Annotated in this window: 16 protein-coding genes and 1 tRNA gene; 7 read left to right on the top strand and 10 right to left on the bottom strand. The window is 53.1% G+C overall.

From position 1 onward, the window contains the following. Genes ACN06F_RS11720 through ACN06F_RS11695 form a run of 6 tightly spaced genes read right to left on the bottom strand, consistent with a single transcriptional unit; the run spans position 1 to position 14,417 of the window. Positions 1–1,335: an aminotransferase class I/II-fold pyridoxal phosphate-dependent enzyme gene (locus tag ACN06F_RS11720; protein WP_433923949.1), complete on the bottom strand. Its 1,335-nt coding sequence runs from the start codon at positions 1,333–1,335 to the stop codon at positions 1–3. Continuing rightward, positions 1,332–8,645 (bottom strand): type I polyketide synthase, encoded by a 7,314-nt coding sequence (locus tag ACN06F_RS11715; protein WP_433923948.1) that lies wholly within the window; start codon positions 8,643–8,645, stop codon positions 1,332–1,334. The genes ACN06F_RS11720 and ACN06F_RS11715 overlap by 4 nt, the downstream gene beginning before the upstream one ends. Then, positions 8,642–10,282, bottom strand: a complete 1,641-nt coding sequence (locus tag ACN06F_RS11710; protein WP_433923947.1) for an LTA synthase family protein — start codon at positions 10,280–10,282, stop codon at positions 8,642–8,644. The genes ACN06F_RS11715 and ACN06F_RS11710 overlap by 4 nt, the downstream gene beginning before the upstream one ends. Position 10,283: 1 nt before the next feature. After that, positions 10,284–11,102, bottom strand: a complete 819-nt coding sequence (locus tag ACN06F_RS11705; RefSeq protein ID WP_231657177.1) for an SDR family NAD(P)-dependent oxidoreductase — start codon at positions 11,100–11,102, stop codon at positions 10,284–10,286. Beyond that, positions 11,099–12,334 carry a capsule biosynthesis protein gene (locus ACN06F_RS11700; protein ID WP_095603250.1) on the bottom strand — a complete coding sequence of 412 codons (1,236 nt, stop codon included), beginning with the start codon at positions 12,332–12,334 and terminating at the stop codon, positions 11,099–11,101. Before ACN06F_RS11700 ends, ACN06F_RS11705 begins: the two co-directional genes overlap by 4 nt. A 1-nt stretch (position 12,335) precedes the next feature. Beyond that, a complete protein-coding gene (locus ACN06F_RS11695; RefSeq protein ID WP_433923946.1) occupies positions 12,336–14,417 on the bottom strand; it encodes a capsular polysaccharide biosynthesis protein in 2,082 nt (693 codons plus the stop codon). Between the two features lie 325 nt (positions 14,418–14,742). On the opposite strand from ACN06F_RS11695, the gene ACN06F_RS11690 reads away from it, so the two are divergent. The 3 genes from ACN06F_RS11690 to ACN06F_RS11680 all read left to right on the top strand — a co-directional run bounded on the left by ACN06F_RS11690 (position 14,743) and on the right by ACN06F_RS11680 (position 17,930). Then, entirely contained in the window at positions 14,743–16,740 is a 1,998-nt protein-coding gene (locus ACN06F_RS11690; protein ID WP_433923945.1) for a sensor domain-containing diguanylate cyclase, read from the top strand. Between the two features lie 115 nt (positions 16,741–16,855). Next, on the top strand, positions 16,856–17,803 hold the full coding sequence (locus tag ACN06F_RS11685; RefSeq protein ID WP_095603246.1) for an AEC family transporter: 948 nt from the start codon (positions 16,856–16,858) through the stop codon (positions 17,801–17,803). 50 nt (positions 17,804–17,853) lie between these two features. Beyond that, positions 17,854–17,930 (top strand) — tRNA-Arg (locus ACN06F_RS11680). 21 nt (positions 17,931–17,951) lie between these two features. On the opposite strand, the gene ACN06F_RS11675 is transcribed toward ACN06F_RS11680, so the two are convergent. After that, on the bottom strand, positions 17,952–18,380 hold the full coding sequence (locus tag ACN06F_RS11675; RefSeq protein ID WP_038485832.1) for a YybH family protein: 429 nt from the start codon (positions 18,378–18,380) through the stop codon (positions 17,952–17,954). Positions 18,381–19,033: 653 nt separating this feature from the next. Between ACN06F_RS11675 and ACN06F_RS11670 the strand changes: the two genes are divergently transcribed. Beyond that, positions 19,034–19,513 (top strand): CreA family protein, encoded by a 480-nt coding sequence (locus ACN06F_RS11670; RefSeq protein ID WP_095603245.1) that lies wholly within the window; start codon positions 19,034–19,036, stop codon positions 19,511–19,513. Between the two features lie 6 nt (positions 19,514–19,519). On the opposite strand, the gene ACN06F_RS11665 is transcribed toward ACN06F_RS11670, so the two are convergent. Further along, complete coding sequence (locus ACN06F_RS11665) at positions 19,520–19,705, bottom strand: CAP domain-containing protein (RefSeq protein ID WP_433923944.1); 186 nt, start codon at positions 19,703–19,705, stop codon at positions 19,520–19,522. Between the two features lie 3 nt (positions 19,706–19,708). Further along, positions 19,709–19,831 (bottom strand): hypothetical protein, encoded by a 123-nt coding sequence (locus ACN06F_RS11660; protein ID WP_433923943.1) that lies wholly within the window; start codon positions 19,829–19,831, stop codon positions 19,709–19,711. 305 nt (positions 19,832–20,136) lie between these two features. Between ACN06F_RS11660 and ACN06F_RS11655 the strand changes: the two genes are divergently transcribed. The 3 genes from ACN06F_RS11655 to csiR all read left to right on the top strand — a co-directional run bounded on the left by ACN06F_RS11655 (position 20,137) and on the right by csiR (position 23,829). Continuing rightward, entirely contained in the window at positions 20,137–21,582 is a 1,446-nt protein-coding gene (locus ACN06F_RS11655) for an NAD-dependent succinate-semialdehyde dehydrogenase (RefSeq protein WP_433923942.1), read from the top strand. 40 nt (positions 21,583–21,622) lie between these two features. Next, positions 21,623–22,894: a 4-aminobutyrate--2-oxoglutarate transaminase gene (gabT, locus tag ACN06F_RS11650; protein ID WP_433925117.1), complete on the top strand. Its 1,272-nt coding sequence runs from the start codon at positions 21,623–21,625 to the stop codon at positions 22,892–22,894. Between the two features lie 224 nt (positions 22,895–23,118). Continuing rightward, the gene (gene csiR / locus ACN06F_RS11645) at positions 23,119–23,829 is read left to right on the top strand and encodes a DNA-binding transcriptional regulator CsiR (protein WP_433923941.1); all 711 of its coding nucleotides are present in this window, start codon (positions 23,119–23,121) and stop codon (positions 23,827–23,829) included. A gap of 102 nt (positions 23,830–23,931) precedes the next feature. On the opposite strand, the gene ACN06F_RS11640 is transcribed toward csiR, so the two are convergent. Then, complete coding sequence (locus tag ACN06F_RS11640; RefSeq protein ID WP_038485824.1) at positions 23,932–25,251, bottom strand: TRAP transporter large permease; 1,320 nt, start codon at positions 25,249–25,251, stop codon at positions 23,932–23,934. Between the last annotated feature and the right edge of the window lie 39 nt (positions 25,252–25,290).

Here is a 25,290-nt window from a genome sequence, read left to right as displayed (position 1 = left end):
TCACCCTTTGGCGTTTGCGAGCAGTAGCGCGAGTGCATCCAGCGTTTGGTCAACATGGTCTTTCGTGTGTTCACAGGAAAGAAAAAAGCGTAGCCGAGCACTTTTTTCAGGAACCGCAGGATACAGAATAGGCTGCACGTTAATGTGCTGTGCAAACAGCGCATGGGAGAGGTGTGCCGCGAGCGGCGAGCTACCCACAATAACGGGTACGACGGCAGAGCCAATGCTATGACCGGTGTCCATTCCCCTAGCTTGCGCCTGCTCCAGGAAGTAGTGCGAAATTGCCTGTAGCTGGGTAACGCGCTCGGTTTCCTGGGGCATTAATTCCAGTACTTTAAGCGATGGCGCGGCCACTTGAGCGGGCATGCCGACGCTGTAAAGAAAACCGGGTGCAAAGTAGCGCAGTGTTTCGACCAGCGCTTTATTGCCTGCGATATAGCCCCCGCAGCCTGATAGCGTTTTGCTCATAGTGCCCATCCATATATCAACATCGGTTGGGTCAATCGCAAAGTGCTCTCGTAAGCCTAGGCCAGTGTCACCCATGACGCCAAACGAATGCGCTTCATCGACCATCAGCCACGCCTGATGACGCTGCTTCAGTTCAATAAAGCGGGGTAGGTCGGGGATATCGCCATCCATGCTGTAAAGCCCTTCAATGACGACAAGAACGCGTTCAAATTGATGGCGATGACGGCTTAACAGAGCGTCTAGCGCGGCGGGATCGTTATGGCTGAAAGATATACGCTTGGCGCCGGAAAGCTGTGCGCCGACTAACGAGCTGTTGTGGATGTACTCGTCGTGAAGCACAAGGTCTTTCGGGCCCAATAGGTAGCCAAGGGTAGACACATTGGTTGCGTGACCGCTGACAAAAACAACCGCGTCTTCAACACCATAGATGTTGGCGATCGCTTGCTCTAGTTCGCCGTGAATAGGTCGTTCACCCGAGACGACGCGACTGGCAGAGACGGAGGTGCCGTAGTGAGCCGCTGCGTCGGATGCCGCTTGAACAACCCGTGGGTCACCGGAGTAACCCAGGTAGTTGTAACTGGCGAAATTAATGCACTCATGTCCATCAATCACGCTGGTAGCACCGGCGAGGCCGTCATGGACTTTAAAGAACGGGTCTATAAGCCCGAGCTGTTTAGCGCCCTGGCGCATCATGACTAGCTGCTGATAACCCGGGTGGGCATCAAATCGTGTAAAGCGCTCGGGAACAGTCTGAGTTGCCTCGGCGCCTGAGATAGCAGTGGCTTGGGTGCTGGTGGCACGGGGCGTTGGGCGCTTGCGTGCCTGTTCCAGCAGCTGTCGTTTCAGTTCAGAGCGCTTTACGGTCATGGTGTCTCGGTGGTAGATGTTGAAGCCGACTCATTGTTGAGCCCGTCCGCCCCGTGGCGAGCGGCCAGAGAGGCTAACGCATCTTGTGGCGCTTCTTCAACATCATTGTCATGCTGATGTAATTTTTGAATCAGCACACCTGCCAGTTTGTTCAGCGTTGACGCTTCACTCAACACCATCACCGGTACTTGCACGTTCAGGCGGTTCTCGATGGCAGTCATCAATTCAACGCCCATGAGCGAGTCAAACCCCATATCGTATACCGAACGGTTGATGTCGATTTTCTCTTCATCAATCAGCAGGATACTGGCTAGTTCTGCGCGCAGTAGGTCGGTAATGGTGCTATGCAGCTCTTCCGGCGAGAGGTCGGCTAGTAGCGCACTGATATCGTCATCGTGGTCAACGCTGCCATCATCATCGCTGGTGCGGGCAATTTCGTTAAACCGTGGTGCCTGGGCGGTGGGTAAGAAGCGTGCTAGTGCGCCCCATTCAAGTTCAAGAACACCAAGGCTTGGCCCAGGCGTCAGCAGCATTTGTTCGAGTACTTTGAGGGCGTCATCAGAGCGCAGCGCAGAACCGCCTAAGCGCTCTTGCAATGCATCTCGTGTACGCGTATTGCGCGCCAGGAAACCGACATCTTCAATGGCCCCCCAGCGTACGCAGGTAGCAGGAAGACCAGCGGCGCGACGGCGGGCAGCAAAGGCTTCTAGCCAGTGGTTGGCGGCAACGTAATTGGCCTGTCCTGGGTTACCAAATAGCGTAGTCGCTGAGGAGTAGAGCACAAAGAAGTCGAGTGGGATGTCTTGGGTGAGAGCATCCAGGTGACGGGCACCGTCAATTTTAGGAGCCAGCACCTTTTGAATACGCTCGGCATCTAAGTTACGAATCAAGCCGTCGTCGATCACTGTGGCGGCATGCACGATGCCACGCAGCGGGCTAAGTTCGCGTTGCACGCGCGCCATAACGCTTGCTAGCGCATCGTAATCGGTAATATCGCAGGCCGCAGCCAGTACTTTCACGCCTTGGGCTTCAAAGGTTGCGATAGCGGCTTGGGCTTCTTCGCTAGCGGGGCCGCTCCGGCTTAGCAGGATAAGCTGACGTGCGCCCTTGCTGACTAACCATTGAGCCGTTTTTAGGCCAAAGCCCCCCAAACCACCGGTCACTAGATAGCTGGCGTCGGCTGCTAGTGTCATAGCGCCGGTGCCTAATAGCTCGTTACGCGGTGGAGCAATAGGCTGTTCGTAGGTGACCACCACTTTGCCGATCTGGCGTGCTTGCTGCATATAACGGAAGGCATCAATCACTTGGTTGTGACTGAACGCCGTGAACGGCAGCGGGCTGAGTGTGCCATCGTTAAATAGCGCCATCATTTCACCGAACAGGCGTTGGGTGAGGGCAGGCTGCACTTTCATCAACTGGTCAGAGTCGATGCCGAAGTAGCTTAAGTTGTTGCGGAACGGACGTAGGCCAATATGAGTGTTTTCATAGAAGTCCCGTTTACCTAATTCCAGGAAGCGACCAAACGGGCGCAATGCGCGGAGGTTTTGGTTAATCGCTTCGCCTGCCAATGAGTTCAGTACGACATCCACGCCTTCGCCTTGCGTGTCCTCTAGGATCTCTTCAGCAAACGTCAACGAGCGGGAGTCGTAAATGCGCTCTTCACCCATAAGGCGCAGGAAGTCGCGCTTCTCTTCAGAGCCAACGGTGGCGTAGATATCGGCGCCCAGCCACTGGGCAATTTGCAGCGCGGCAATACCCACACCGCCAGCGGCACCGTGAATCAGTACTTTCTCACCGGGCTCCAAGCGCGCTAGATGTTTTAGCGCGTAGTACACGGTGAAGAAAGTGGTCGGTATCGTCGCGGCAGCAGCAAAGCTGACGCCTTCCGGCAGGGGCGCGACGGCATTCTGGCTAGCAATGAGACGGTCGCTGAAGCTGGCGGGTCCAAAGCCCACGACCGCCTGACCGGGCGCAACGTGCTGAACATTGGCACCCACCGCGATAATCTCACCCGAGAACTCAAGCCCTAGAGTCGGGCCAGCGAAGCCATTTTCAATCGCTTCATCAGACAGTAAGCCAAGGGTGTACATGACATCGCGGAAGTTGAGACCGGTCGCTTTGACGCGAATTTCAACGTCATCCGCGCCAAGTTCAGGCAGTGGGCGTGGCCGCCACTGCAGCTGACGCAGTTGCCCTGGTAGGGCAAAGCCCAGCGTCATTGCCTGATGAGGCGCAGCGCTTGCCTGCTTGACTGGGTGAGGAGCGGGCAGGGTACGGAGGCGGGTAGCAAACCGCTCGCCTTCAACCGTTATTACCAGCTCGTTTTCGCTATCTGGCGTAGCAAGCGACGCTGCAAAGGCGTTTAACGTCGCATCGCTGGGAACGTTTGGTAGATCGATCAGTGTGACGCTATGGCCAACCGCTTCATTGGCGAGCGAACGACCAAAGCCCCATAGCGCGGCGTCATCGCCTGTACTGGCAGCCTGGGTCGGTAGCCAAAGCGTGACACGGCTGCCTTGGCTTTCCAGCCCGCTTGCTTCTAATGCCAGTGACCACTGCTGTGCCATGTAGCAGCGTTGGGTTTGAGCGGCGGTTGTACAGCCCTTAAGCCCACGCAGATCAATCACATTGAGTGCGGCAGGTACGTCTTCGCGTTCACCTAGCGCTGTATTTAACAGTGCTTGCGGGGTTGCGTCGCTGACGGTTAGCCATGTGTTGGCGGTGCCTAACCGCTCTGCAAGCTGGGCAGCAAGTGCTTCGTGCTCCGCGTCAGAGACAAGCAAATGGTAGGCCTCTGCTGCCGTTTGCGTCAGCGAGTCATTGCTTGCTGCGTATTGGCCATGCAGTAGGTAAGCACCATTCTCTTCCAGCTCAACCGGCGGCGAAACGCTGAGACCTTGTTGTGCTAACCACTCGACAAGGTTGTCTTGTTCTAGGGCGGTTTGGTCGATGCCGGGTGTCGCCAGTAAGTCATCAAGCCAACGGCTCGGGTGAACACCAATCACCATTACCTGAGCGCCTGGCGCAAGCTGGCCTGGCAGCGCTTCAATCAACTGGCGGGTGCGTTCAGGCTGGGTCACGTCCACGCTGATAAACGCCAGCTGGGCTTTCTCTGCAGGGCTAAGCGTTGGCAGTGAATCTTCCAGTGGCTGAATATCCATCAGCGGGAAACGTTCTTGAAGCTGTTCCGCCTGATGGCGAGCCGTGTCGCTGGTGGTGATGGCGCGGTAGTGGTGCGCATCTTTAGAGATAGTCGTATTCGCTAGCTGTTCGAGCAGTCGCTGGCCCAGAGCGGGAGTACAGGGACCTGCTTCTAACAACTGCAGCCGCTGACCGGTGGGCAGCGTGGCTAGCGTGGCTTCCATTAATGCGCCAAGCTCGGCGGCTAACACTTGCCAGCCGTTTTCGCCGATAAGGACGCGATTAATGCCTGCTAGGTGCTCAGTGGTAATGCCTAGGCTTTCAAGGGTGTCGTTGCCGCTGGACAATTGCTCACGGTGTAGCCCTAAGCGACCCACCATATGAATCGGGGCAAAATAGTCGGGGTAATCCTGTACCAGTAACTGCCAAATGGTTTCCGGTGCGAGCTGATCTTCGCCGGCGTTAACATTAACACCAGTAAAGGCTTCGCTAAGGCTATCGAGCAGCGGTGATACTTCTTGGGCATAGCGTTGGCCGGTGCTGGCGGTAAACGCATCGCTTAGCCCAGCCAGCCGGGCGAGTGCACTGCCTGGCAGCGAAAGCGTCGCCGCGTTTAGCGGAGCAGGCGTTAACTCAACATCCAGGTAGCTAAAATGCTGGTGATGAGCGCGGTTTAAGCGAATCGCCTTGAAGCGGGTTTCACTAAGCACGGCCACGGCGTTACCGGCGGCGTCATACAGTTCGAAGTCGGCGGTGAAGGAGTGGGGCGCGCGCTTACCCATTACTGCTCGCGCCAGCACCGGGGCACCGGCTTCAGCGTTCACCTGGATGCGCCCAACACGAACCGGCACAAAGGCTAGCTGGGCTGCAAACTCGTTGTGTTGAGCTAGCAGCGGAATGAACATCTGAAAAGCACTATCCAAAATGCCCGGATGAACGTGCAGCGTATCGAGCTGCGACTGGACACTATCGGATAGGGTAATTTCACCAATGACGCTGTCGCCTTCAATCCAGCCACGGCTAATGGCTTGGAACGCAGGCCCGTAATGCAGTCCGATACGTTCGGCCATCTGCAAGTGCTCGGCCAGGGTATAGTCTGGCGCGCGGCTTGGCAGGCTTGGTGCTTTTTGGTTGAGCAAGAAGCCGCGGCTTTCGCGCATGCGGCGAGCAACGGCATTTAGCTGCCATTCGCTACCGGTGGCTGGCTCGCGGGAGTGGATGGCTAAGCGGCCGTCGTCTGGATCCAGCGTCAAGCGCATGGTGCGCCCATTGGGCCCATCCAACAGTAAGGGAGCGCGAATCTCCAGCTCTTCAATGTCTAAAAGCGGTGTATCTTTCTGCTGCAGGGCTGCTGCTAGCGTAAGTTCCACAAACCCCGCGCCCGGGAAGACTGCGCCTTCGCCAACGACGTGGTCGGCCAGCCATGGCTGGCGCTTGGTATCCAGCTGGCTTTCCCAGGTGTGATCCTGCTGCGCCAATGGGTAGCCAAGTAACGGGTGCTGATAATAGCGGGAAAGCAACCCTTGGCCATCGTTGGTGCCTTGCACCCAAAGTTGGGTGCGTTGCCAGGCGTAGTGTGGCAGCAGGACGCGCTGGCCTTCTACAGGGAAGAAGTGGTGGCTATCGAGGCTTAACCCGCTTAGCAACAATTGGCCGAGGCAGCGGGTTAAACCATCTGCGCCTGACTTATGCCGTTCAATGGTGCCTAGCACTAATCCGCTACGCTCTTGCTGGCGTAAGGAGTCGTTCATATAGCGACGCAGGATGGGGTGCGCGCCGACTTCCACAAATACGTTGTAACCCTGCTCAATAAGCACCGTAGCGGCGTTGTCAAATAGGACGGGTTCACGAATATTGAGCCACCAGTAATGGGCATCCAGCTGTGTGCCTTCACTGATGGTGCCGGTCACGGTGGACACATAAGGAATCTGAGTGGTGCCTGGACGAATGTCAGCCAGGGCTTCCACGACGCCTGTTTTGATACTGTCCATGGCGGGGCTGTGGAAGGCGTAATCCAGTGGCAGGCGCTTTGCAAAGGTGCTCTGCTCGCTAAGGGCTGCCTCAATGGCGCTTAGTTGGTCACGATCACCTGCTAACGTAATGCCTTTGGGACTGTTAATGCCTGCCAGGCTAATGTTGCTAAATTCGGGTTTTTCAAGCCAGGGAGCGATCTCTTCTGCGCTGATAGCGACAGCCGTCATTTCCCCAAGACCACGGGTTTTGCCCTGGTAGAAACTGCGGTAATAAATAACTTTAACGGCGTCTTCTAACGTTAATGCGCCGGATGCCCAGGCGGCAGCAACTTCGCCAACGCTGTGGCCGAATACGGCGGTGGGCACGATACCCTTGGATTTAAGCCATTCGGTTAACGCGACCTGCAGTGCAAACAGGGCGGGTTGAGCGATTTCGGTGCGCTCAAAGCGACCTTCGCTGGACTCTTCCTGGTTACGGCCCGCAAGCTCGTCACGCAGTGAAAAATCACCATGCTTCTGGAACAGGGTATCCACACAATCAATGGCGTCGCTAAACACGGGTTCGCTGTCTAGCAGGTCGTGACCCATGGTTTCCCATTGGCAGCCGTTCCCGTCGTAAACAAACACTGGGCCTCGGGCGTTAGCTAAGCGCTCCAGTGTCACAACGCTGTTGGTTTCACCTTCAGCAAACTGGCTGAGCGCGCTGGCGGCGGCTTCCGATGTTTGGGCGAAACAGAGCGCGCCAAACGTGTGTTGTTCGCGGTGGCTGTTCAGCGTGTGGGCGGTATCATAGAAAGCATGGTCGCTTTCGCGTAGGAAATTAGCTAGGGCACGGGCATTAGCCGCCAGTGCTTCCTGGCTTCGTGCGCTAATACGAACGGGTAGCGCAGCATCGGGCACTTGGCGAGGTGCTGGTGCTTTTTCGGGGGCACTTTCCAGTATGACGTGAGCATTGGCGCCACCAAAACCAAAGGAGTTGACGCCAATGACCAAGCGGCCCTGTTTTTTGAGCGCTTGAGCTTTGGTGACAACGCTAATGTTCCACTCATCAAATTTGATGCGTGGATTAAGATTGCGTATACCAATGGTGGCGGGCACTTCACGGTGCTGCAGGCTGTAAAGCGCTTTAGCAAGCCCGGCAACGCCAGATGCCGTTTCTAAATGGCCGAGATTACTTTTCACTGAGCCAATCAGAAGTGGTGTTTTACGATGCTTGCCGAGTGCTTCGCCGATAGCCCGGGTTTCAATGGGGTCGCCAACGGCGGTGCCGGTGCCGTGAGCTTCAAGGTAGTCGATCTCGTCCGGCGAAATGCCAGCCTGTTCGTAGGCGCGGCGCATTAATTCAATTTGGGCGCTGGGGTTGGGCACCGTAAGGCCAGATTTGTGGCCGTCAGTGTTAACTGCTGAGCCTGCTACCACGGCCAGGATATTATCGCCATCGGCCACGGCTTGATCATAATCTTTTAGCAAAAACAGCCCAGCACCTTCTGAGCGCACGTAACCATTACCGGCTTCATCGAAGACTTGGCAGCGGCCAGTGGGCGAGAGCATGCTGGCCTTAGAAAAAATAATAAAACCATAGGGGTGCAGGTGCAGGCTGATGCCACCTGCTAGCGCCATATTAGTTTCGCCGCTGCGTATCGATTGGCATGCCTGGTGGAATGCCACCATGGAAGATGAGCAGGCGGTATCCAGCGACATGCTGGGGCCATGTAGATCAAAGACGTAAGAGAGCCGGTTAGAGGCGATGCTTGATGTATTGCCTGTCGCGGTCGAGGCATCAATCGCCGACATGTCATCGGCAAGACGATAGGAATAATCAAGGCTGGCGACGCCAAGGAAAACGCCGCATTGGCTACCGCGCAGGGTGCTGGGCACGATGCCCGCGCTTTCCATGGCTTCCCAGGTAAGTTCTAACAGCATGCGCTGTTGCGGATCCATGTTCGCCGCTTCACGGGGCGAAATGCCAAAAAACTCTGCGTCGAATCCGCTTATATCGCCTAGGCTACCCGCGGCAAACGTGACGCTGGTGCCGGGATGGCGTTTGTCGGGATGCAGGAAAGCATCGTGGCTCCAACGGTCGGAGGCCACTTGGGTGACGAGGTCTTTTTCGGCTTGCAGGTCCTGCCAGAACGTTTCAGGTGTGGTGCCGGGGAAACGATGGGCGGCACCGATAATGGCAACGCGTTTAGTCATTCTTGCTCCTGAGGTTCTGGTTCTGCCTTGATCACATCGCTACTTATATCGCGTCCAAACGCCCGTTTAAATAGGTGGACGCCAAGTTCGTTTGCTTCCAGCATGTACGACGCGCGCTCAATTGGCGGCTGGTCGCATAAATTACGATCTACTTCCGTTGACCATATCATGTACGGGGTGCTGCTAGCAGGAGGCGAATAGTGCCTATATGCGGCAGGCAGTATGGGTACGTGGTCACCGTACCAGCCCAGCAGCCCTGGTCTTATAGCAGAGTTTAGCGCTGCTTTAACGCTTCCGAGCATTTTATCTGATTCACCTAAGTGGTGCAGGTAAACGGCCAAATCGCGTAAATGATGCGGTAGTGGCCACGGCGCTGCTGGCAATGTTGACGCTACTCTGGCCTTTTCCGGTGCTTCTAAGTGTAAAGGGCCGTGATTCTCCATGGTAATAACAAACACAAAGAGTGGCCTATTATCGTTATCTTCAAGCAGGCGTCCAACTCTACGTGCAACGGCTTGGTCACCAATATACTGACCATGCTTATCCTGGCTTTCGAATGCGCGAATGTCGATAAACGTCTCAAACCCTAGTTTGGGAATAACGCTGTCACGCATGTAGAAGGTAGCAGGGTAAGGGTGAACACAAACAGTTCGATAGCCTTGGGCTTTGAATGCACTGGCAATGCTGGGCAGTGTGTGGCGCGACAGCGTACGATAAGGATTAAACTGGCGCGGTCCCCAGGTGTCAGGCGCTATGCCAGTTAAAACGGCGCATTCGGTGCGCACAGTGTTTGCGCCCCATGCGGGCACATTCAGCGCTCCCTGCACGACAGCTTCCTGGCAGGTAGCGTCATAATTCGGCAGTAAGTCAGCGGCAATCTCGCTACACCAGGGGCGAGGATCAAAAAACGATTCACTTTGTACCAGCACAACGTTTGGCTTTGCCGCATCGGCTTCTAGCTCAAGGCTATGTTGAGCAAGTGACTGATGTTGAGAAAGTGGCTGAAAGGGCGATGCGTCGGGCGTGGGCGGTTGGGAGTGTGCCAAGGCGATACCATATGCCCAAAGACTAGAAAATAGTCCCAGCTGATCTAGATCCATGACAGGGTTCAATGAGATTGACGGCAGTTTTCGCCACCCCAGCCAAACGAGTAACGCGCCAGCGGCTATCAGCATTAGGCTATTCATTAGAAATACGGTGCCGCCCCATTGGCGAATTAGCGATGGTTCAAAAACCAAAAAGCTACCAATCGCAACCGCACCGGCGCTGCTGGCAGCAATGGCGAGACCAATGCCGAAAAAAGGCACATACAGACGCGGGTGCAAAATAGCATCCCAGAAGTATTCAAAATCATGGCAAATAAAGGGTTCGTTCAACGTGCGTGATTTAGTATTGCTGGACTGCACGACCACGAGTTGCAGCGATAAGATGAAAACAACAGCAAACCAAGGGCGTTGCAGAAGCAGCATAAAGGCGCCAAACAACAGTAACCAGCTACCAAGGTGCAGCGTGTTTGCGGCTATGCCGCGTTTCCAAAACGGTTGTGGGCGAGGGCTCAGCAGTGCCTCGAACAGCACACTACCTAACAAGCCTACTAAAAGTGGGCTAATAAATGTGGATGATAGAAAGAACTCCACGCTACGCGCCCCCGGTATGATTAAAGCCAAGGCGTTTGATGAGCCATTGAGAAATGCCCGCCGGTAGCACGGCCAGCCACCAAGTACCGAAATTCAGCGGGAAGGGAAAACTGATACGGGCGCGGTTAGCGGTGATACCACGTTGTATGGCGTTGGCGGCCCGCTCTGGCGGCCATTCCCAAGGCTTGGGGCCAGGCATGGCATTGCACATGGCGGAAGTGACGTAGCCAGGCATTACCACGGTCACACCAATGCCATGGGGTTCGAGTAAGCCTCTTAGGCCTTCTCCATAGGCTTTGATGCCCGCTTTGCTGGCGCTGTAGCTTGGTGTTGTCGGTAGGCCGTGCCAGCCCGCCAACGAGCTAATAAACACCAATTGACCGCTGCCGCGTGCTTGCATGGCAGGAACCAGCCGCTGGGCCATTGCAATGGGGGCTTTCAAGTTGACATCGAGTAGCGCTTGAACCTCGTCCCACGGTTCTAGCGTGCTTGCGCTTGGATGAGTATTAATGCCCGCGTTGGCAATCACAATATCTGGAACGTGCTCGGCACATAGCGCATCAAGCCATGCGTTGAGTTCGCTTTCGTCGGTCAAGCTGGCTGATGATAGCGACACCTGTGCGCCTTTTTCTCGACACGCCATCGCCAACCCTTCAAGCGCCTGCTGGTTGCGGCCATGTAGCACCAAGTGCGTTGTAGGGGCTGCATAAGCAAGGGCTAGCGCCCCGCCTATTGCACCGGTGGCACCGGTAATCAATACGCAGCGGGGGGCATTAGAAGAGAAAGAGGTCGTTACATCAACGTTCACACCAACGCTCACAGCAACGTCTCCAGTGGTGAAGGGCAAGCTTCTAGTATACCCGCTGCATTGTTCACCGCTAAATCGATACTGGGTTGGCAGTAAAAACCACCATTAATTTGCGTCGTGTACATCACTGTGTTGCGAAAATAGCCAAAGAGCGCTTGGCTAGGCAGCGGCGGTTGGTGCCAAAACTCGTCTAGAGAGCCTTCGTAGGTGAGGCCCGCTAAATTGTAGATGGGGTCGCTGAGCGCAAAGGTAGGGCACTGTTTTTCAAGGGAAACAATGCCGACCGTGCTGTTTACTGTGACGGTGCCCGTGGCGTGTTTCAGCAATGGATTGAGATTGCCTGACTCCAGGTAAACGATGCGCCCATGTAGGCCGTAAAAATCTTCCAGCCTTTTAATGATGTTCGGGTAATTAACCAGCCCCATATCCAGCGGGTGATTTTTTATACACAGCAGCGCATCACTAGGGGCATGTAGCGCAAATGATCCCATCACGTGATCCATCACCTCTTCCATATTGGCATAAGGTGAGTGGTCGCGAATCTGCGCATCGGTGTTGAGCTGCAGCGGCAACATAAAATAAGGCTTTCCGCCTTCTATAAGATTTTTAATCCGCGCTGCATCGCGCTTTTTCCAGTATCGAAGTAAGGTAAAGCGTTTGGCGTAGCCCGCATACTCCACCGGCGCAGTGATGGGTGCATGGTTACGATAGTGGGGAGCCACCAGGGGATTCGCTAACCCCGCTAGGTGATAGCACATGTCGTGAGCGGCACGGATTTTAAAAGACGAGCGAAAGCGAACCGGTGCAGGGAGTTTGGGCAACGCTTTGCCAGTTTCAAAAAACCACTTGGGGTCTCTGGGCAGCAGCGAGTGACCATTAACACCCTCGCGCTCAAGGGTGACCCAGAAAGGGCGAAAGTAGCCTTCTTCAAAGACGTGGGTGCGAATGCCAGCCGCGGATGCTAAGTCAACCGCGGGGCGGTGAATCGGACGCCGGTCACCAAACAGCACCTGATCGGTAATGTCGTAACGTTGCCACAACGACTGGATATAAGCCGGTAGCTCGCTTAGCGGGCCGCGAAACAAATGGTTCTGGCTGTGGGTGCGCTGCCAGTAGACGATATCGCCAGCGTTGAAGTTAACCTTTACCACGCGGTGACCATCGTCGGTTAGCCGACGGGCGAGACGCTGGTAGAAGGGCGAGCAGACGCCTTGGAGAAATAAGAATGCACGCTTTTGCTTCAACTTAATGACTTCCAATGAATAAGTTACGATAGTAGCGATATAGCCGCTGCTTCCATGTAAGCATGTGTTTTTGAGACTTAACTTGTTCTAATTTAGCCTGCTCCAACAAGCCGACTACCGTTTCAGCATTACATAGCTGCCGAGAGCCGGGATCGACATAGCTTGGGTATAGAAGCAGTGTTCCTGCGACTAGGGCATCCAGTGACAGCACCCGGTTGCGTCGCGGGCAGTGCATGGCATCCTGGGTTAGCCCCCAGCCGGCGTAAAATGGAAGGCCATAGGTGCATACTTGGCGTCGACGAAGTAGCGCTTCAAAGCCAGTGAGCGAGCTCATGGTGTGCACTGCATCAACGCGTGCTAACAACACAGTGATATCGATATGGCTGGCGTCGAGATCATACAGGCGTTTGGCGTTGGTATCGAGTGCTCCGATACGCGCACCGGTAATCACGTCAGGGTGGGCTTTGTAAACAATAAAAGCATCGGGGTTGGTGTCCCGTACGGCGTTTAACAGCGCACTATTAGTACTTATTTCTGGCGAACCTGTGGCAATGGACGCATCGCTTTCTACCTGACCAGGCACCAAAATAATGTGCTTGTTGGCGGGTAATTCAATGGCTTCTTTGCCCGGTACATTATATTTGGAAAGCTTCAATGCGACCAACCGTTCGCGCAGTTGTGCCGCTCGCTCTAATAAGTCATCGCTGAAATCGGCAGTATTCAGCAACGTTTCTAGCTCGCTAGGCTGGCTGGGGTCGTAGTATATGCCCTGGCGATCAATGACCAAAGAGAGTGGCTGGGTGAGGTCTACCCCAAGGCCCACGGAGCGTATAAAGCCGTCCTCCATTCGCCATAGTGCCGCTATATGGTCACGGTGGCGGGCTTTAAAATCATCGTTAATACGGCTGGACCACACCAGCAGATTGGGTTTTTCAACATCCGCTGAGAAAGCGGCTGGCAGCTCTTTTTGATAATCAACCTTTGCCGCGGGGCCAAGGAAATGGCCAATGAAGCGCTTCTTCCATGAAGAGAAGCCACAGGCTAACCACTCACCACGCAGGCGCTCTTGCTGGCGCTTTTGGTCGGCAATCAGGGCAATCGTTTCTTCCAGCGTCGCAGCCTTGCCCGTATAGGGGTTGGCGTATCGGGTGTAACGAAGATAGGCGGCGGCAAATACCTCTTCTAAGCGCCGAGAGACTCTTCTACGTGTACAGCTGAGCTGGTCATGGGTTAACCCCCAGCCCGCATAGAAGGGCAGTCCAAAGCAGTGCACTTGTTTGCCCGCCATCAGTGCTTCGAAACCTAACTGGCTGGTGACGACATAAACGGTTTTAACTCGGTCAAACAGTGCCCAGGGGTTAATGTTATCGCTGATGATATGGCAACGAGGGTGATCGTGAGCGTCTGCTAGATGCCCCTGCTTTTTACCTGCGATAACGTCAGGATGTACTTTAATTAGAATATCGGCATCAGGGTGGTTGTTTATAGCGCACGCTAACATTTGCTGAAAACTGTCTGCATCCGCACCACCATGGTGAATAGAAGCATCACCTGCGGTTTGATCCACGACTAATACATTGTTGGTCCCAGATACAGTGCCAGTCCCAAATACGGTGTCAGTTCCAACATTGTCAGTTCCAGCAACGAGGAACGAGTAATCAGGCGCGTGGTTGTATTTCGATAAGCGATAACGCGATAGTTGCTCAATGCAGCGCGTGGCTTGGGCAAGCTCCTCGGCGTCGAACGTGGCATGATTGAGCCAGTTTTCTAAATCACTAGGTCGAGAGGCGTCATAATAGATGCCCGTGTAATCGACGACCATGCTATGAGGCTGATAGCCTTCGACTCCTAGTCCTAAAGAACGAAGAAAGCCATCCTCAAGAGCGACATACGGTAGGCCATGACGAGCGGCATAATTTCGCGCGCCATCACTTGTGGACTTAAGCCCCCAGCCAATAACCGCATTCGGTTTCGAGCTCAGTGGCCTAATGCGTGAAAAATGCGAGTATTCAGGCAAAAAAGAAGCAAGCGCGTTGATCTTGGTAATACCGGGAGATGTATAGCCTGCTATTAGTTTTGCCATGAAAGAGCCGAATTAGTGTCAAAAACAAGCGGAAATATAAACGCAAATAATTAAAGCGGCGAACATACGTGAAAAGGTCTAGCTTATCAATTAAGCCTAAAGTGGTCTTACGGTAAGAGGGCTTCTTGTTACATAATGATACATATCAACAGTACAACCACATTGAATTTCACCAACGCGCACTTTTTCCTCTATTTTGGTAAGTTATCGGTTTATAACGCGATTGGGATAGGCTCATTGGACGCAAAGGTAGCAAACGTTAATAAGAAGGTGGTGATTGGTACGTCTGGTTCCTACCTGCAAAAGATCGATGTTTAGGGAATCGATGCTGAGTAAATCAATCCTCAGCTCCTTAAAAGGCCGGCTGCTGCTGGGGCTTTTGTGTGCGCTGTTGATACTGGCTGGGTTGGTGCTGGGGATGGCGTGGCAGGTGGGAAAAACCATGGTGCAACAAACCAACATGGCCCACTTGCGCTACGAAGCCGACCTGATTGCAGATGAAGTTACTCAGCAGATTGATCTCCGTTTCCAAGCATTAGAGCGGCTCAGTCAAATTCTTGGAAGCTCAGGTGATCCGGCATGGCTTGGCTATGAGCTACGCAAAAACGACGCACTGCTGGCTTGGTTTGACGCGATTGTTGTTAGTGATCGCAATGGGACCATTGTGGCAGATTGGCCAACGGTTGTCGGGCGAGTGGGCCTTGATACAACAGAGCTTGAATATTTTAAAATGCTCAGAGGCACGCGAAGGCCTTACGTTAGCGAGCCGTTTGTGGGCCGGGCAAGCGACATGCCGATGGTATTAGTAAGTGTGCCCCGGCTAGACAGCGATGGGCGGTTCGCGGGCTTTGTCGGAGGCGTGGTTAGTTTAGATAGCAGTGGGTTATTCAACCGCCTTGCAACCATTCGATTAGGTAGTGAAGGCTATGCTGCGGTTTCTACTGCAACTGGCCAAATGTTATATCACCCGAATAGGGCGCTAATTAATAACGATAGCTTCGATGCAACGGCTATCCCGTTGTTGGACTTAGCGCTCGATGGCTGGCAGGGCGATGGCGTTGGTAAGTTGCTTGATGGCCGAGTTGGTCTACAGTCCTATGCACAGGTATGGTCTGCGAACTGGGTGGTAGGGCTTTATCTTCCTCTAAAGCAAGCTCAATTACCGTTATCTGGTTTTATCCATAAGCTATGGTGGATTTGGTGCGTCGCTGCGGTATTAATGATGCCTGTTTTATGGTGGTTGCTGGCACGTATTTTAACGCCATTAAATCTGCTGGAAACGCAAATTGGCGAAGTAGGGCTTGGCCGCCGTTCGGGCGTTGATCTTGCGACCAATATGCAAGAGCTAAAACAAGTGGCCAGTACCTTTAATCGTGTTGAGAATGAGCGTCAGCTGCTAGTAGGTCACCTTCAAGAGCGTGAAGCATTTTTGGATTCGGTGCTCAATGCCTCGCCCCAAGGAATGTTTGTGGCTGACTTTGGCGGCAACATTACCTATATGAACCCCGCGCTATTAGATATCTTGGGTATTGAGCCTGATATGCCTATGGAAGCCTGGCTTGAGCAAATCCATATAGATGATCGTTCCGGCGCGAAAGATATGTGGATGCATAGCTTAAAAACCGGCAATGACTACGTGCGTCAACTGCGCTTTATACGCAGTGACAAAGAGATGCTTTGGCTTGAGATTCACGCCCGTGTGGTCATGCTTTCCCAGGGTGGGAACTCGCTTGGCTTGGTGGGTGTAGTAAAAGACATTACCGAACGGCGTGAGCAGGAAGCGCTTCAACGTTGGGAAGCCGAGCATGATCCATTGACTGGCTTGCTTAACCGCCGTGGTTTTGATCGTCGTCTTGAAGAGGCCTTTGCCGACTTCCGGAAAACCAGTACACCGTCAGCGCTGCTGCTGTTCGACCTTGATCACTTCAAACCCATTAACGATGAAGGTGGACATGCGTTAGGGGACGAAATGCTGCGCCGTATTGCCCAGGTAGTCGCGTGGGAGGTTCGTCGCAGCGACCACGTGGCACGTCAAGGTGGTGACGAATTCGGGGTGTTGCTGCCGAGTTGTACCTTAGGCCAGGCGCAACGCATTGCTGAATCGCTACGCCAAGCGGTGAGCGAAGTGTCGGTTTCCCATGAAGGCAAAGAGTACACCGTGACGTTGAGTATTGGTGTGACCAGCTTTGATGAGAATGACACTAACTACAACGTGGCACTTTCCCGAGCGGATGCCGCCAGTTACGAAGCCAAAGGGCATGGGCGTGACAGTGTGGTGGTCAAACTGCCAAAGGCACTAGACCCAATGTCGTTATTTGAATAACACGTGGTCTTTGGGTTCGCCTTCTATATTGCGTCTCTTATTCATTCCCATTAGTCGACAAACCCAGAGTGACGGTAGAATATAAGCGTCTGCTTATTCGAATGAGAGGGCTTTCGTGAACCTACTTGAGCTATTTTCCCGCACGCTGGATATCACGTTGCCTGTTTTTGCCATGGTGTTCGTCGGTATCGGCTTAAAGCGCCTAAAGTGGATCGACAGAGAATTTGTCTCTACAGCGTCAGCCCTCGTCTTCAAAGCAACGCTCCCCACGCTGATTTTTTTGAGTTTAATAAAAGCCGATCTAAGCGTTGCATTAGATGTGCCGTTGCTGCTGTTTTTTGCCGCCGCGACACTCGGCCAGTTCCTGATCAGTTGGCTATGGGCGAGCTATCGGGTGCCTAAAGCCGACCGCGGTATTTATGTTCAGGGCGCGTTCCGGGGTAACTGCGGCATCGTAGGGTTAGCACTGGCGGCGGGAATGTACGGTAACTACGGGCTTTCTGCCGGTAGCCTGCTGCTTGGCGTGGTGATTGTAATGTATAACGCACTTTCGGTGGTGGCTCTGGCAGCCTACCAACCTGGGCAATCGACAAATTGGCGCAGCCTGTTAAAGCATATCGTCACTAATCCACTGATTATTTCTGTGATCGCCGCGCTGCCATTCACAGCATTTTCGATTCCACTGCCCAGTTGGCTGATTACCTCAGGCGATTACTTCGCCTCGTTAACGTTACCGCTAGCATTGATCTGTGTCGGCGCCACACTCTCGGTTGCCAGCATGCGCAGCGGCAGCCAAATCGCATTAAGCGCCAGTAGTATGAAAATGATTGTGCTGCCGTTGCTTTCCACGCTAGCAGCGTGGGCGGTGGGGTTCTCTGGAGAGCAGCTCGGGCTGTTATTTCTATTTTTCGCCAGCCCAACTGCCGCCGCCAGCTTTGTGATGGTAAAAGCAATTAACGGCAATGTAGCGCTGGCCGCCAATATCATCGCCATAACCACCTTAATGGCCAGCGTCACCGTCACCAGCGGTATCTTTGTGCTGCGCCTGCTAGGATGGATTTAACTGCGCGGTTGGCTGACACTCACCAACACGCTATACTATGCGCCCCATAAGTCCCTGTAGCTCAGTAGGATAGAGCAGCCGCCTCCTAAGCGGCAGGTCGCAGGTTCGACTCCTGCCAGGGACGCCATATCACTCCCCCTAGTCGCTCCTAATCCTTGATATGGGTCGTCTCCGAGCGCGCGTCCATAAAGAGTTCCGACACAATCTTCCAACAGCCGTCGGATTGACGGCCAAGCAGCTTGAGGGAATAGTTGTGACGGGTGGGCAGTAAGTCGCCCTCAATGGTGCGCTGGCCTTCGATCTGAGTGTAGACCTTGACCGCAACGGCATCTCCGCCAATCGTACGGACAGAAATATCAGGCTGCCCGGCCATTGAGTTATCAGAAAAATTCGAATCGGCAAAGAGCTCGTCTAGATAAGAGATAATTGCGTCGCGCCCTGTAATAGTTCGCCCGAATGCATTAGTCCAATCGGCATCTTCGGCATAGATATCGCTCATGCTAGCAGCATCGCGATCTGCAAACCCTTGAAGCTGTGTCATAAGTAGAGTTTCGATGGCTTTTTGATCTGCATCCATGGCTTGCCTCTTTTAGATAGATTGATATTGATAGAGTCACTACCCAAACAGTGACCACGAACATGACCGTCATCATGAGAATGATAGCGTTTAAAAATTGGGTCAAATAGACCATTGTCTCTTCTAATGGTTTCTACGCTGGTATCCGCCAAATGGCTAGTGACCACGGATGGTTACCATACAAGATTGGTAAGCACTTTGAGATGGTGGCTAGATAAAAGTACGAATGACGGTACGAGCGATTGGTACGAATCTGTAATTTTCACTGAGGTATCGATAGTGACAGAGTGCTTTCAACCAGCTTCGTAATCAACTTGCGGATAACAGGCTTGGGTATTGCTCTTGTATGGGATGTCTCCCTACACTAAATAGCCGCTATGAAAAGGTAGACGGCTTTTCGGAGGCAGGGTGGTAGAAAAGCCCTAACGAATGACAAATGGTATGCGGGAGATTTTTATGATCATAGAAAATTATATTTATCAGCATCTTAAGTGATAGGTTGTGATCCTGTTATGGCCATGTCCTCCCGCTTTATTTTTCCTTTGCCATCTATTTCCATTTCGACATTCAGCCTTTCTTGACTGCCCCGGCTCTACCGGTATCAGGTATGCTCTTGGCTTGCCGTTTCTGCTGCACCTGCTAAGGACATTTCTATGCGTTTTTCTACACCGGTTGTTATTACGTCGCTTGTGATGATGTCTTCGTTGCTGCTGCCTACTTCGCTTTTGGCGCAGGATGCCCATATTGGCAGCGTGCGAACGGAGTTTAGGTTGATCGGCCCGAACAGTACGATTGAAGTGGAGCGCTTTGACGACCCAAAAGTACAGGGGATTTCCTGCTATCTTTCCTACTCTCAGGTGGGCGGGATTTCAGGTGCGGTAGGGCTTGCTGAGGAAGCTAGCGAGGCCAGCGTGGCTTGTCGGCAAACGGGAGAGATCGTCTTCGACCCTGACGAGGTAGACGAGCAAGAGGTCGTCTTTAACCAGCGCCGTTCTGCGTTGTTTAAGAATATGCGCGTGGTACGCATGCACGATGCTGAAACCGAAACCTTTGTGTACTTAACTTACAGCACCAAGCTGGTGGATGGTTCGCCAAAGAACGCGATTTCAGCGGTCCATTACGGTGGGTTTTAAGAAGGCTTAGCGGGGGTTCCCCAGCATCTGTGTCCAAAAGGTGGTATAGCGCGAATCAGCATTGCTGGCCTTGGCCATGCCCATTTCGGTGAAGGTGCCATTCATCATATTGCGGCAATGGCCGCGGCTCTCTAACCAGCCGTTTACCACGGCGGCGACAGATGTATGCCCAGCAGCAATATTTTCATCCACGGCTTACCACGTGTAGCCATGTTGATTGGCGCGTTGCTCAATTCCTGCGCCGTTAGCATCGGTATGGCTAGCGTAGTCGTTGTTGGCCATGTTGCTGGCGTGCATATCGGCAGTGGCCTCCAGCACACGCCTTGATCGCTTTTTGTATAAATCCTGCCCGTAGCCTAGCCATCATTTTCGGTGTCATCCAATAGCTCAGTACAAATACCTCAGTACATGTTTTATTGTATATGCTAAAAATATATTTTGACGTTTTTTATAAATGTAGATATTTTTGTTAGTCATTACGGTTGATGCTGCCTATCTGAAAATGAAGAAGCTGGCTCGCTAGTGCTTTCGGAAGTACAGGCAATGGCGTTGTAGCGAGTTCGTGGGAGGCGCGGCCAGCGTTTGAGAGCACGCTCTAATGTCATGGCAAAAAGGAAAACAAGATGAGTGAGTTACCCGATATTTTGATACCTGACGCATTTATTGGCGGAGAGTGGTGCGGTGCTGACAAGCGCTTTGCGGTCACTAATCCGGCAAATGGTGAGCTATTAGCAGAAGTCCCTGACCTGGATGCTGATGGTGCACGAGCAGCGGTTGCCGCAGCGGAGGCAGCAGGGCCGAGCTGGAAAAAGCGTACTGCGAAAGAGCGTGCAACGCTGTTGCGCGCCTGGTTCGACGCCATCATGGCGCACCAGGAAGACCTGGCTCGACTAATGACGTTGGAGCAGGGCAAACCACTGGCAGAATCCCGCGGTGAAGTGGCGTATGGCGCGTCATTTGTCGAGTTTTATGCCGAAGAGACCAAGCGCATGGCCGGTGAAACCTTACCGGGCCATGGTGTCGATAAGCGCATTTTGGTGTTTCGCGAACCGATTGGCGTTGTGGCCGCCGTTACGCCCTGGAACTTCCCGCTGGCAATGATCACCCGTAAGTGCGCCCCCGCTTTAGCGGCAGGCTGTACGGTAGTTATCAAACCTGCAGAAGCAACGCCACTCACGGCGTTGGCGGTGGCGCGCTTGGCTGAGCTTGCTGGCCTGCCCGCTGGGGTGATCAATGTGGTCACGGCTAGCCAGCCTGCACCCATTGGCGAGGTGTTAACCACCGATCCGCGCGTGCGTAAGTTCTCTTTCACAGGCTCAACGCCGGTGGGTAAAAAGCTGCTTGCTCAGTGTGCCGGTACGGTCAAAAAAGTATCGTTGGAATTAGGCGGTAATGCCCCTTTCATCGTGTTTGATGACGCCGATCTAGACGCAGCCGTTGAAGGGGCTGTTGCCTCCAAGTATCGCAATTCTGGCCAGACCTGCGTGTGTACCAACCGTTTCTTGGTTCAGAGTGGCGTTTACGACGCTTTTGTCGAAAAGCTGGCTAAGCGGGTGGCGCAACTGAACGTAGGCAATGGGCTGGATGATGGCGTTATGCAAGGCCCACTGATCAATCAGGCCGCGGTTGAAAAGGTCGAGTCTCACATTGCTGATGCGCTGGAAAAGGGTGGGCGGTTGGTCTGTGGTGGCAAGCCTCACACGTTGGGCGGTACTTTCTTCGAACCCACGATTATTGCTGATGTGACCGACAATATGCGGGTTGCCCGTGAAGAGACGTTTGGTCCTTTAGCGCCTGTGTTCCGTTTCGAGACCGACGAAGAAGCCATTGCCATGGCGAATGCGACTGAGTTCGGGTTGGCAGCTTACTTCTATGCCCGTGACTACCGCAGAATTTGGCACGTAATGGAAGGGCTGGAGTACGGAATGGTTGCGGTTAACGAGGGCATTCTGTCTACCGAGCTAGCGCCCTTTGGTGGGGTGAAAGAGTCTGGGCTGGGCCGTGAAGGTTCACGTCATGGGCTTGATGAGTTTACTGAGTTGAAATACGTCTGTGTTGGCGGCCTATAAGCGATTTTCACTAATTAACTGAGGAATGCAGTAAATGAAGATGAGCAATGCACAGCTGAATGAGCTTAAACAGAAATATGTCGCTAATGGTGCCGCCAGCCCTGCAACGCAATTTGCGGACCGTGCTGAAAACGCGATTATCTGGGATGCGGATGGTAACCGTATTATTGATTTCGCGGGTGGTATTGGCGTGCTTAATATCGGCCATTGCCATCCCAAAGTCGTCGAAGCGGTTAGGGAGCAGTTGGGCCGGGTGATGCACACTTGCCAAACCGTTATTCCTTACGAAGGCTACGTGAAAGTCGCTGAAAAACTCAGTCAGCTCACGCCTGTGCGCGGCCATGGCAAAGTCATGCTGGTTAACTCCGGGGCTGAAGCGCTAGAGAATGCCGTTAAGATTGCGCGTGCCGCCACCGGCAAGAATAACGTGATCTGCTTCGATGGCGGCTACCATGGCCGTACCTTTATGACCATGGCAATGAACGGCAAAGTGGTGCCTTACTCGGCTGATTTCGGCAGCATGCCTGGGAATGTTTTCCGTGCGCCTTACCCCGTTCCGTTCCATGGGGTAAGCGAAGAAGACGCCATCCGCGGTCTTAAAATGACGCTGAAGACCGATGCCAACCCAAGAGATACCGCGGCTATCGTGATCGAGCCTGTGTTGGGTGAAGGCGGGTTCTATCCTGCACCGGCCAGCTTCCTTAAAGCGGTGCGTGAAATTTGCGACGAGCACGGCATGCTGATGATCGTCGATGAAGTTCAGTCTGGCTTTGGTCGTACCGGCAAGTTGTTTGCCATTGAACACAGTGGTGTTGAGCCTGACCTTATGACCATGGCCAAGAGCATGGCTGGTGGCATGCCGATTTCAGCCGTCGTGGGAACGGCTGAGCATATGGATGCGTGTGGCCCTAACTCGCTGGGTGGCACCTACTCAGGCAGTCCGGTTTCTTGTGCTGCCGTTTTAGCGGTGCTTGAAGTATTCGAAGAAGAAAAAATTCTTGAGAAGAGCCAAGCCTTGGGAGAGGTTCTGGGGCAGCGCTTTACCCAGTGGCAGCAACGCTTTGCCTGTGTCGAAAACGTGCGTCACTTAGGTTCGATGGCGGCATTGGATATCGTTGCAGCTGATCAAACGCCCGACCCAGAACTCGCAGCGGCCATGTGCAAACGTGCCCGGGAGAAGGGGCTTATCCTGCTGTCGTGTGGGCTTTACGGTAATACGCTCCGCTTCTTGATGCCGGTCACTATTGAAGACAGCATCCTTGAAGAAGGGTTGGCGATTGTTGAAGAATTGCTAGAAGAGCTTACAGCTTAATATCTAGCGTCTCATTGGTTAGTTAAGCGCCAATAGAAGCTTTTGTAGAGAGCGTTGATAAGAGTATTGATATATAGAGAGTGTTGATAGAAGCCGGTGCAGCTAGTCTGCATCGGCTTTTTATTTCTTGTTGCATTTGTTATTAAATGCGAGTGGGTGAATACGTTCAAACAGGTGTTACAAATTGTGCTATTATTTTGGCCCATTTTGCGAAATGCATACTCATGAATTCATCTTTCTTCCCAGACGAAAAGGCGGATGCCAAGGAAAACTTGGGTATTCGTGCTTACAAGCTACTTAAGATAGATATTATTAAAGGCATTTTTCAGCCTGACGAAAAATTGCGCATGAGTGTGCTTAAAGCGCGCTATGACCTGGGTATTGGTCCTCTGCGAGAAGCACTTTCCCAGCTTGTTGCTGAGCATCTAGTGGTGGCTATTAGCCAGCGTGGCTATCGTGTGGCACCCATGTCGCTCGCTGAGCTTAACGATATATACGATGCCCGGGCGCAGGTTGAAGCGATGATGTTGGGGCTTGCGATAGAGCGTGGCGATGATGCCTGGGAAGCTAATATCTTGGCAAAGTCTTATCAATTAGCAAAGCTGACGGAAATGAGCTCGACAGAAGGGCTGTTAGATATTTGGGATAGACGACATAGTGATTTTCACACCGCGATGGTCGTTGGTTGTAACTCTCCGCATTTGATGAAAGTGCGCGCTGGGCTGTTTGATAAAGTTCAGCGCTACCGCTTTTTGTGGCTTAAGGAAACTGTGTTTTCTGCTCAAGCCCTTGAAGCAAAGCGCCAAGAGCATGCCGCTTTAGTAGACGCCACCCTTGAGCGCCAGAAGGATAAAGCAGTGGTATTGATGCACGAACACTTGATGTCTCCTGTGCCGATTATTGCACAGGTGATGCGCCAACAAAGTGTGGCGTAAGGCAAGGTAAAAGAATGAATCGGAGAAAGAATAAAAGACAAGGCCCTAATCATTAGGGCCTTTTTAGTTTGGTTTCTGTTGATAGTCGTTTGATACGCTTGTTTAGAACAGTAGGTTGGGCAACCACAGCGCAATACTTGGGAATAGTACGATAAGTGCTAAACCCACTATTTGTAGAGCAACATACGGCAGTGCTGAGCGATAGATATCGACGATAGTAATGGACTTTGGTGCGACTGATCGCATATAGAACAGGTTATACCCGAAGGGTGGTGTCAGATAAGCGGACTGCATACTTATAATAAACAGCACCGCAAACCAGGTAGTATCGAACCCTAAGTCACGTACGATTGGCACATAAAGCGGAATCGTGATGAATAGGATCGCAAAGTCATCGAGAAACATGCCCAGTGCAAAAAAGCTAATCAGCATGATGATGATGACGGTATAGGGCGACAGCGAGAAGTCATTAATAAAATCACTGACGATCATACCGGCGCCTAAGCCCATATAGATACGGCTAAAGAATACCGCGGCAATGGCAATCCAGAGCAACATACCGGTTATTTTGGCCGTGCTGAGCATCGCGTAGCGCAGCAGGCTCCAGTTAAGCCGGCCTCTCAGCGCTGCAATCAGCATGGCACCGCCAGCCCCGACTGCAGAGGCTTCGGAAGGCGAGGTCACCCCTCCGATAATGCAGCCCAATACGGCAGTGACCAAAAGGCCAGGGGCAATAACGTGGCGCAAAGACATCAGCTTCTCTTTGGCACTAAAGCGTTCTTCTACTGGCGCAGCGGGGCCTAGAGAAGGGTTGATGCGGCAGCGTATCAATATATAGGCCATGTAAATAGCGGCAAGCATTAGGCCAGGCACTAAGCCAGCAGCAAATAGCTTTCCTACCGATTCACGGGCCAGAAACGCATAAACAATCATTAAGATGCTAGGTGGGATGAGAAAACCTAATGCCCCACCTGCCATGATAGTGCCGGTGACTAGCCGCTTGTGATAGCCCCGCTTGAGCATTGCCGGTAATGCAATGATCCCTAGGCTGACGGTAGCTGCCCCTGAGACTCCCGCCATGGCAGCGATAAGGGCGCAGATCAAAATGGTGCCAATTCCAAGCCCGCCAGGAAGGCTGCCCATCAGCTTATGCATCATCTCGAAAAGATCATCGGTAATACCGGAACGTTCCAGTACCAATCCCATAAAGATGAAGAGCGGGAGGGCCACCAGGAGAAAGTTATCCATGGTGCTGTATGCCGATGAGAGCAAGAAGTCCAAGCCACCAGGGCCAAACATCATGTAGGCACTTCCCATGCCCGATATCATCAACGCCCACGCTAGCGGAGCGCCTATTGCCATTAGGACGATCATGGAGAGAAACATGATCGCCGTAATTATCATGGGGTCTAAATTTAACATAGGGATACCCTTTGCATGGCATATCCACAAGGACGTGCC

Origin of the sequence: Vreelandella sp. 21, from assembly GCF_050995515.1 — a bacterium.
Classification (GTDB): Bacteria; Pseudomonadota; Gammaproteobacteria; order Pseudomonadales; family Halomonadaceae; genus Vreelandella; species Vreelandella alkaliphila.
This window is presented reverse-complemented; position numbering and strand designations above follow the sequence as displayed.

Coding starts and splice junctions, on each gene's coding strand:
- ACN06F_RS11720 (WP_433923949.1), bottom strand. CDS start 1,335: ATGACCGTAAAGCGCTCTGAACTGAAACGACAGCTGCTGGAACAGGCA.
- ACN06F_RS11715 (WP_433923948.1), bottom strand. CDS start 8,645: ATGACTAAACGCGTTGCCATTATCGGTGCCGCCCATCGTTTCCCCGGC.
- ACN06F_RS11695 (WP_433923946.1), bottom strand. CDS start 14,417: ATGGCAAAACTAATAGCAGGCTATACATCTCCCGGTATTACCAAGATC.
- ACN06F_RS11690 (WP_433923945.1), top strand. CDS start 14,743: ATGCTGAGTAAATCAATCCTCAGCTCCTTAAAAGGCCGGCTGCTGCTG.
- ACN06F_RS11675 (WP_038485832.1), bottom strand. CDS start 18,380: ATGGATGCAGATCAAAAAGCCATCGAAACTCTACTTATGACACAGCTT.
- ACN06F_RS11670 (WP_095603245.1), top strand. CDS start 19,034: ATGCGTTTTTCTACACCGGTTGTTATTACGTCGCTTGTGATGATGTCT.
- ACN06F_RS11655 (WP_433923942.1), top strand. CDS start 20,137: ATGAGTGAGTTACCCGATATTTTGATACCTGACGCATTTATTGGCGGA.
- gabT (WP_433925117.1), top strand. CDS start 21,623: ATGAGCAATGCACAGCTGAATGAGCTTAAACAGAAATATGTCGCTAAT.
- csiR (WP_433923941.1), top strand. CDS start 23,119: ATGAATTCATCTTTCTTCCCAGACGAAAAGGCGGATGCCAAGGAAAAC.
- ACN06F_RS11640 (WP_038485824.1), bottom strand. CDS start 25,251: ATGTTAAATTTAGACCCCATGATAATTACGGCGATCATGTTTCTCTCC.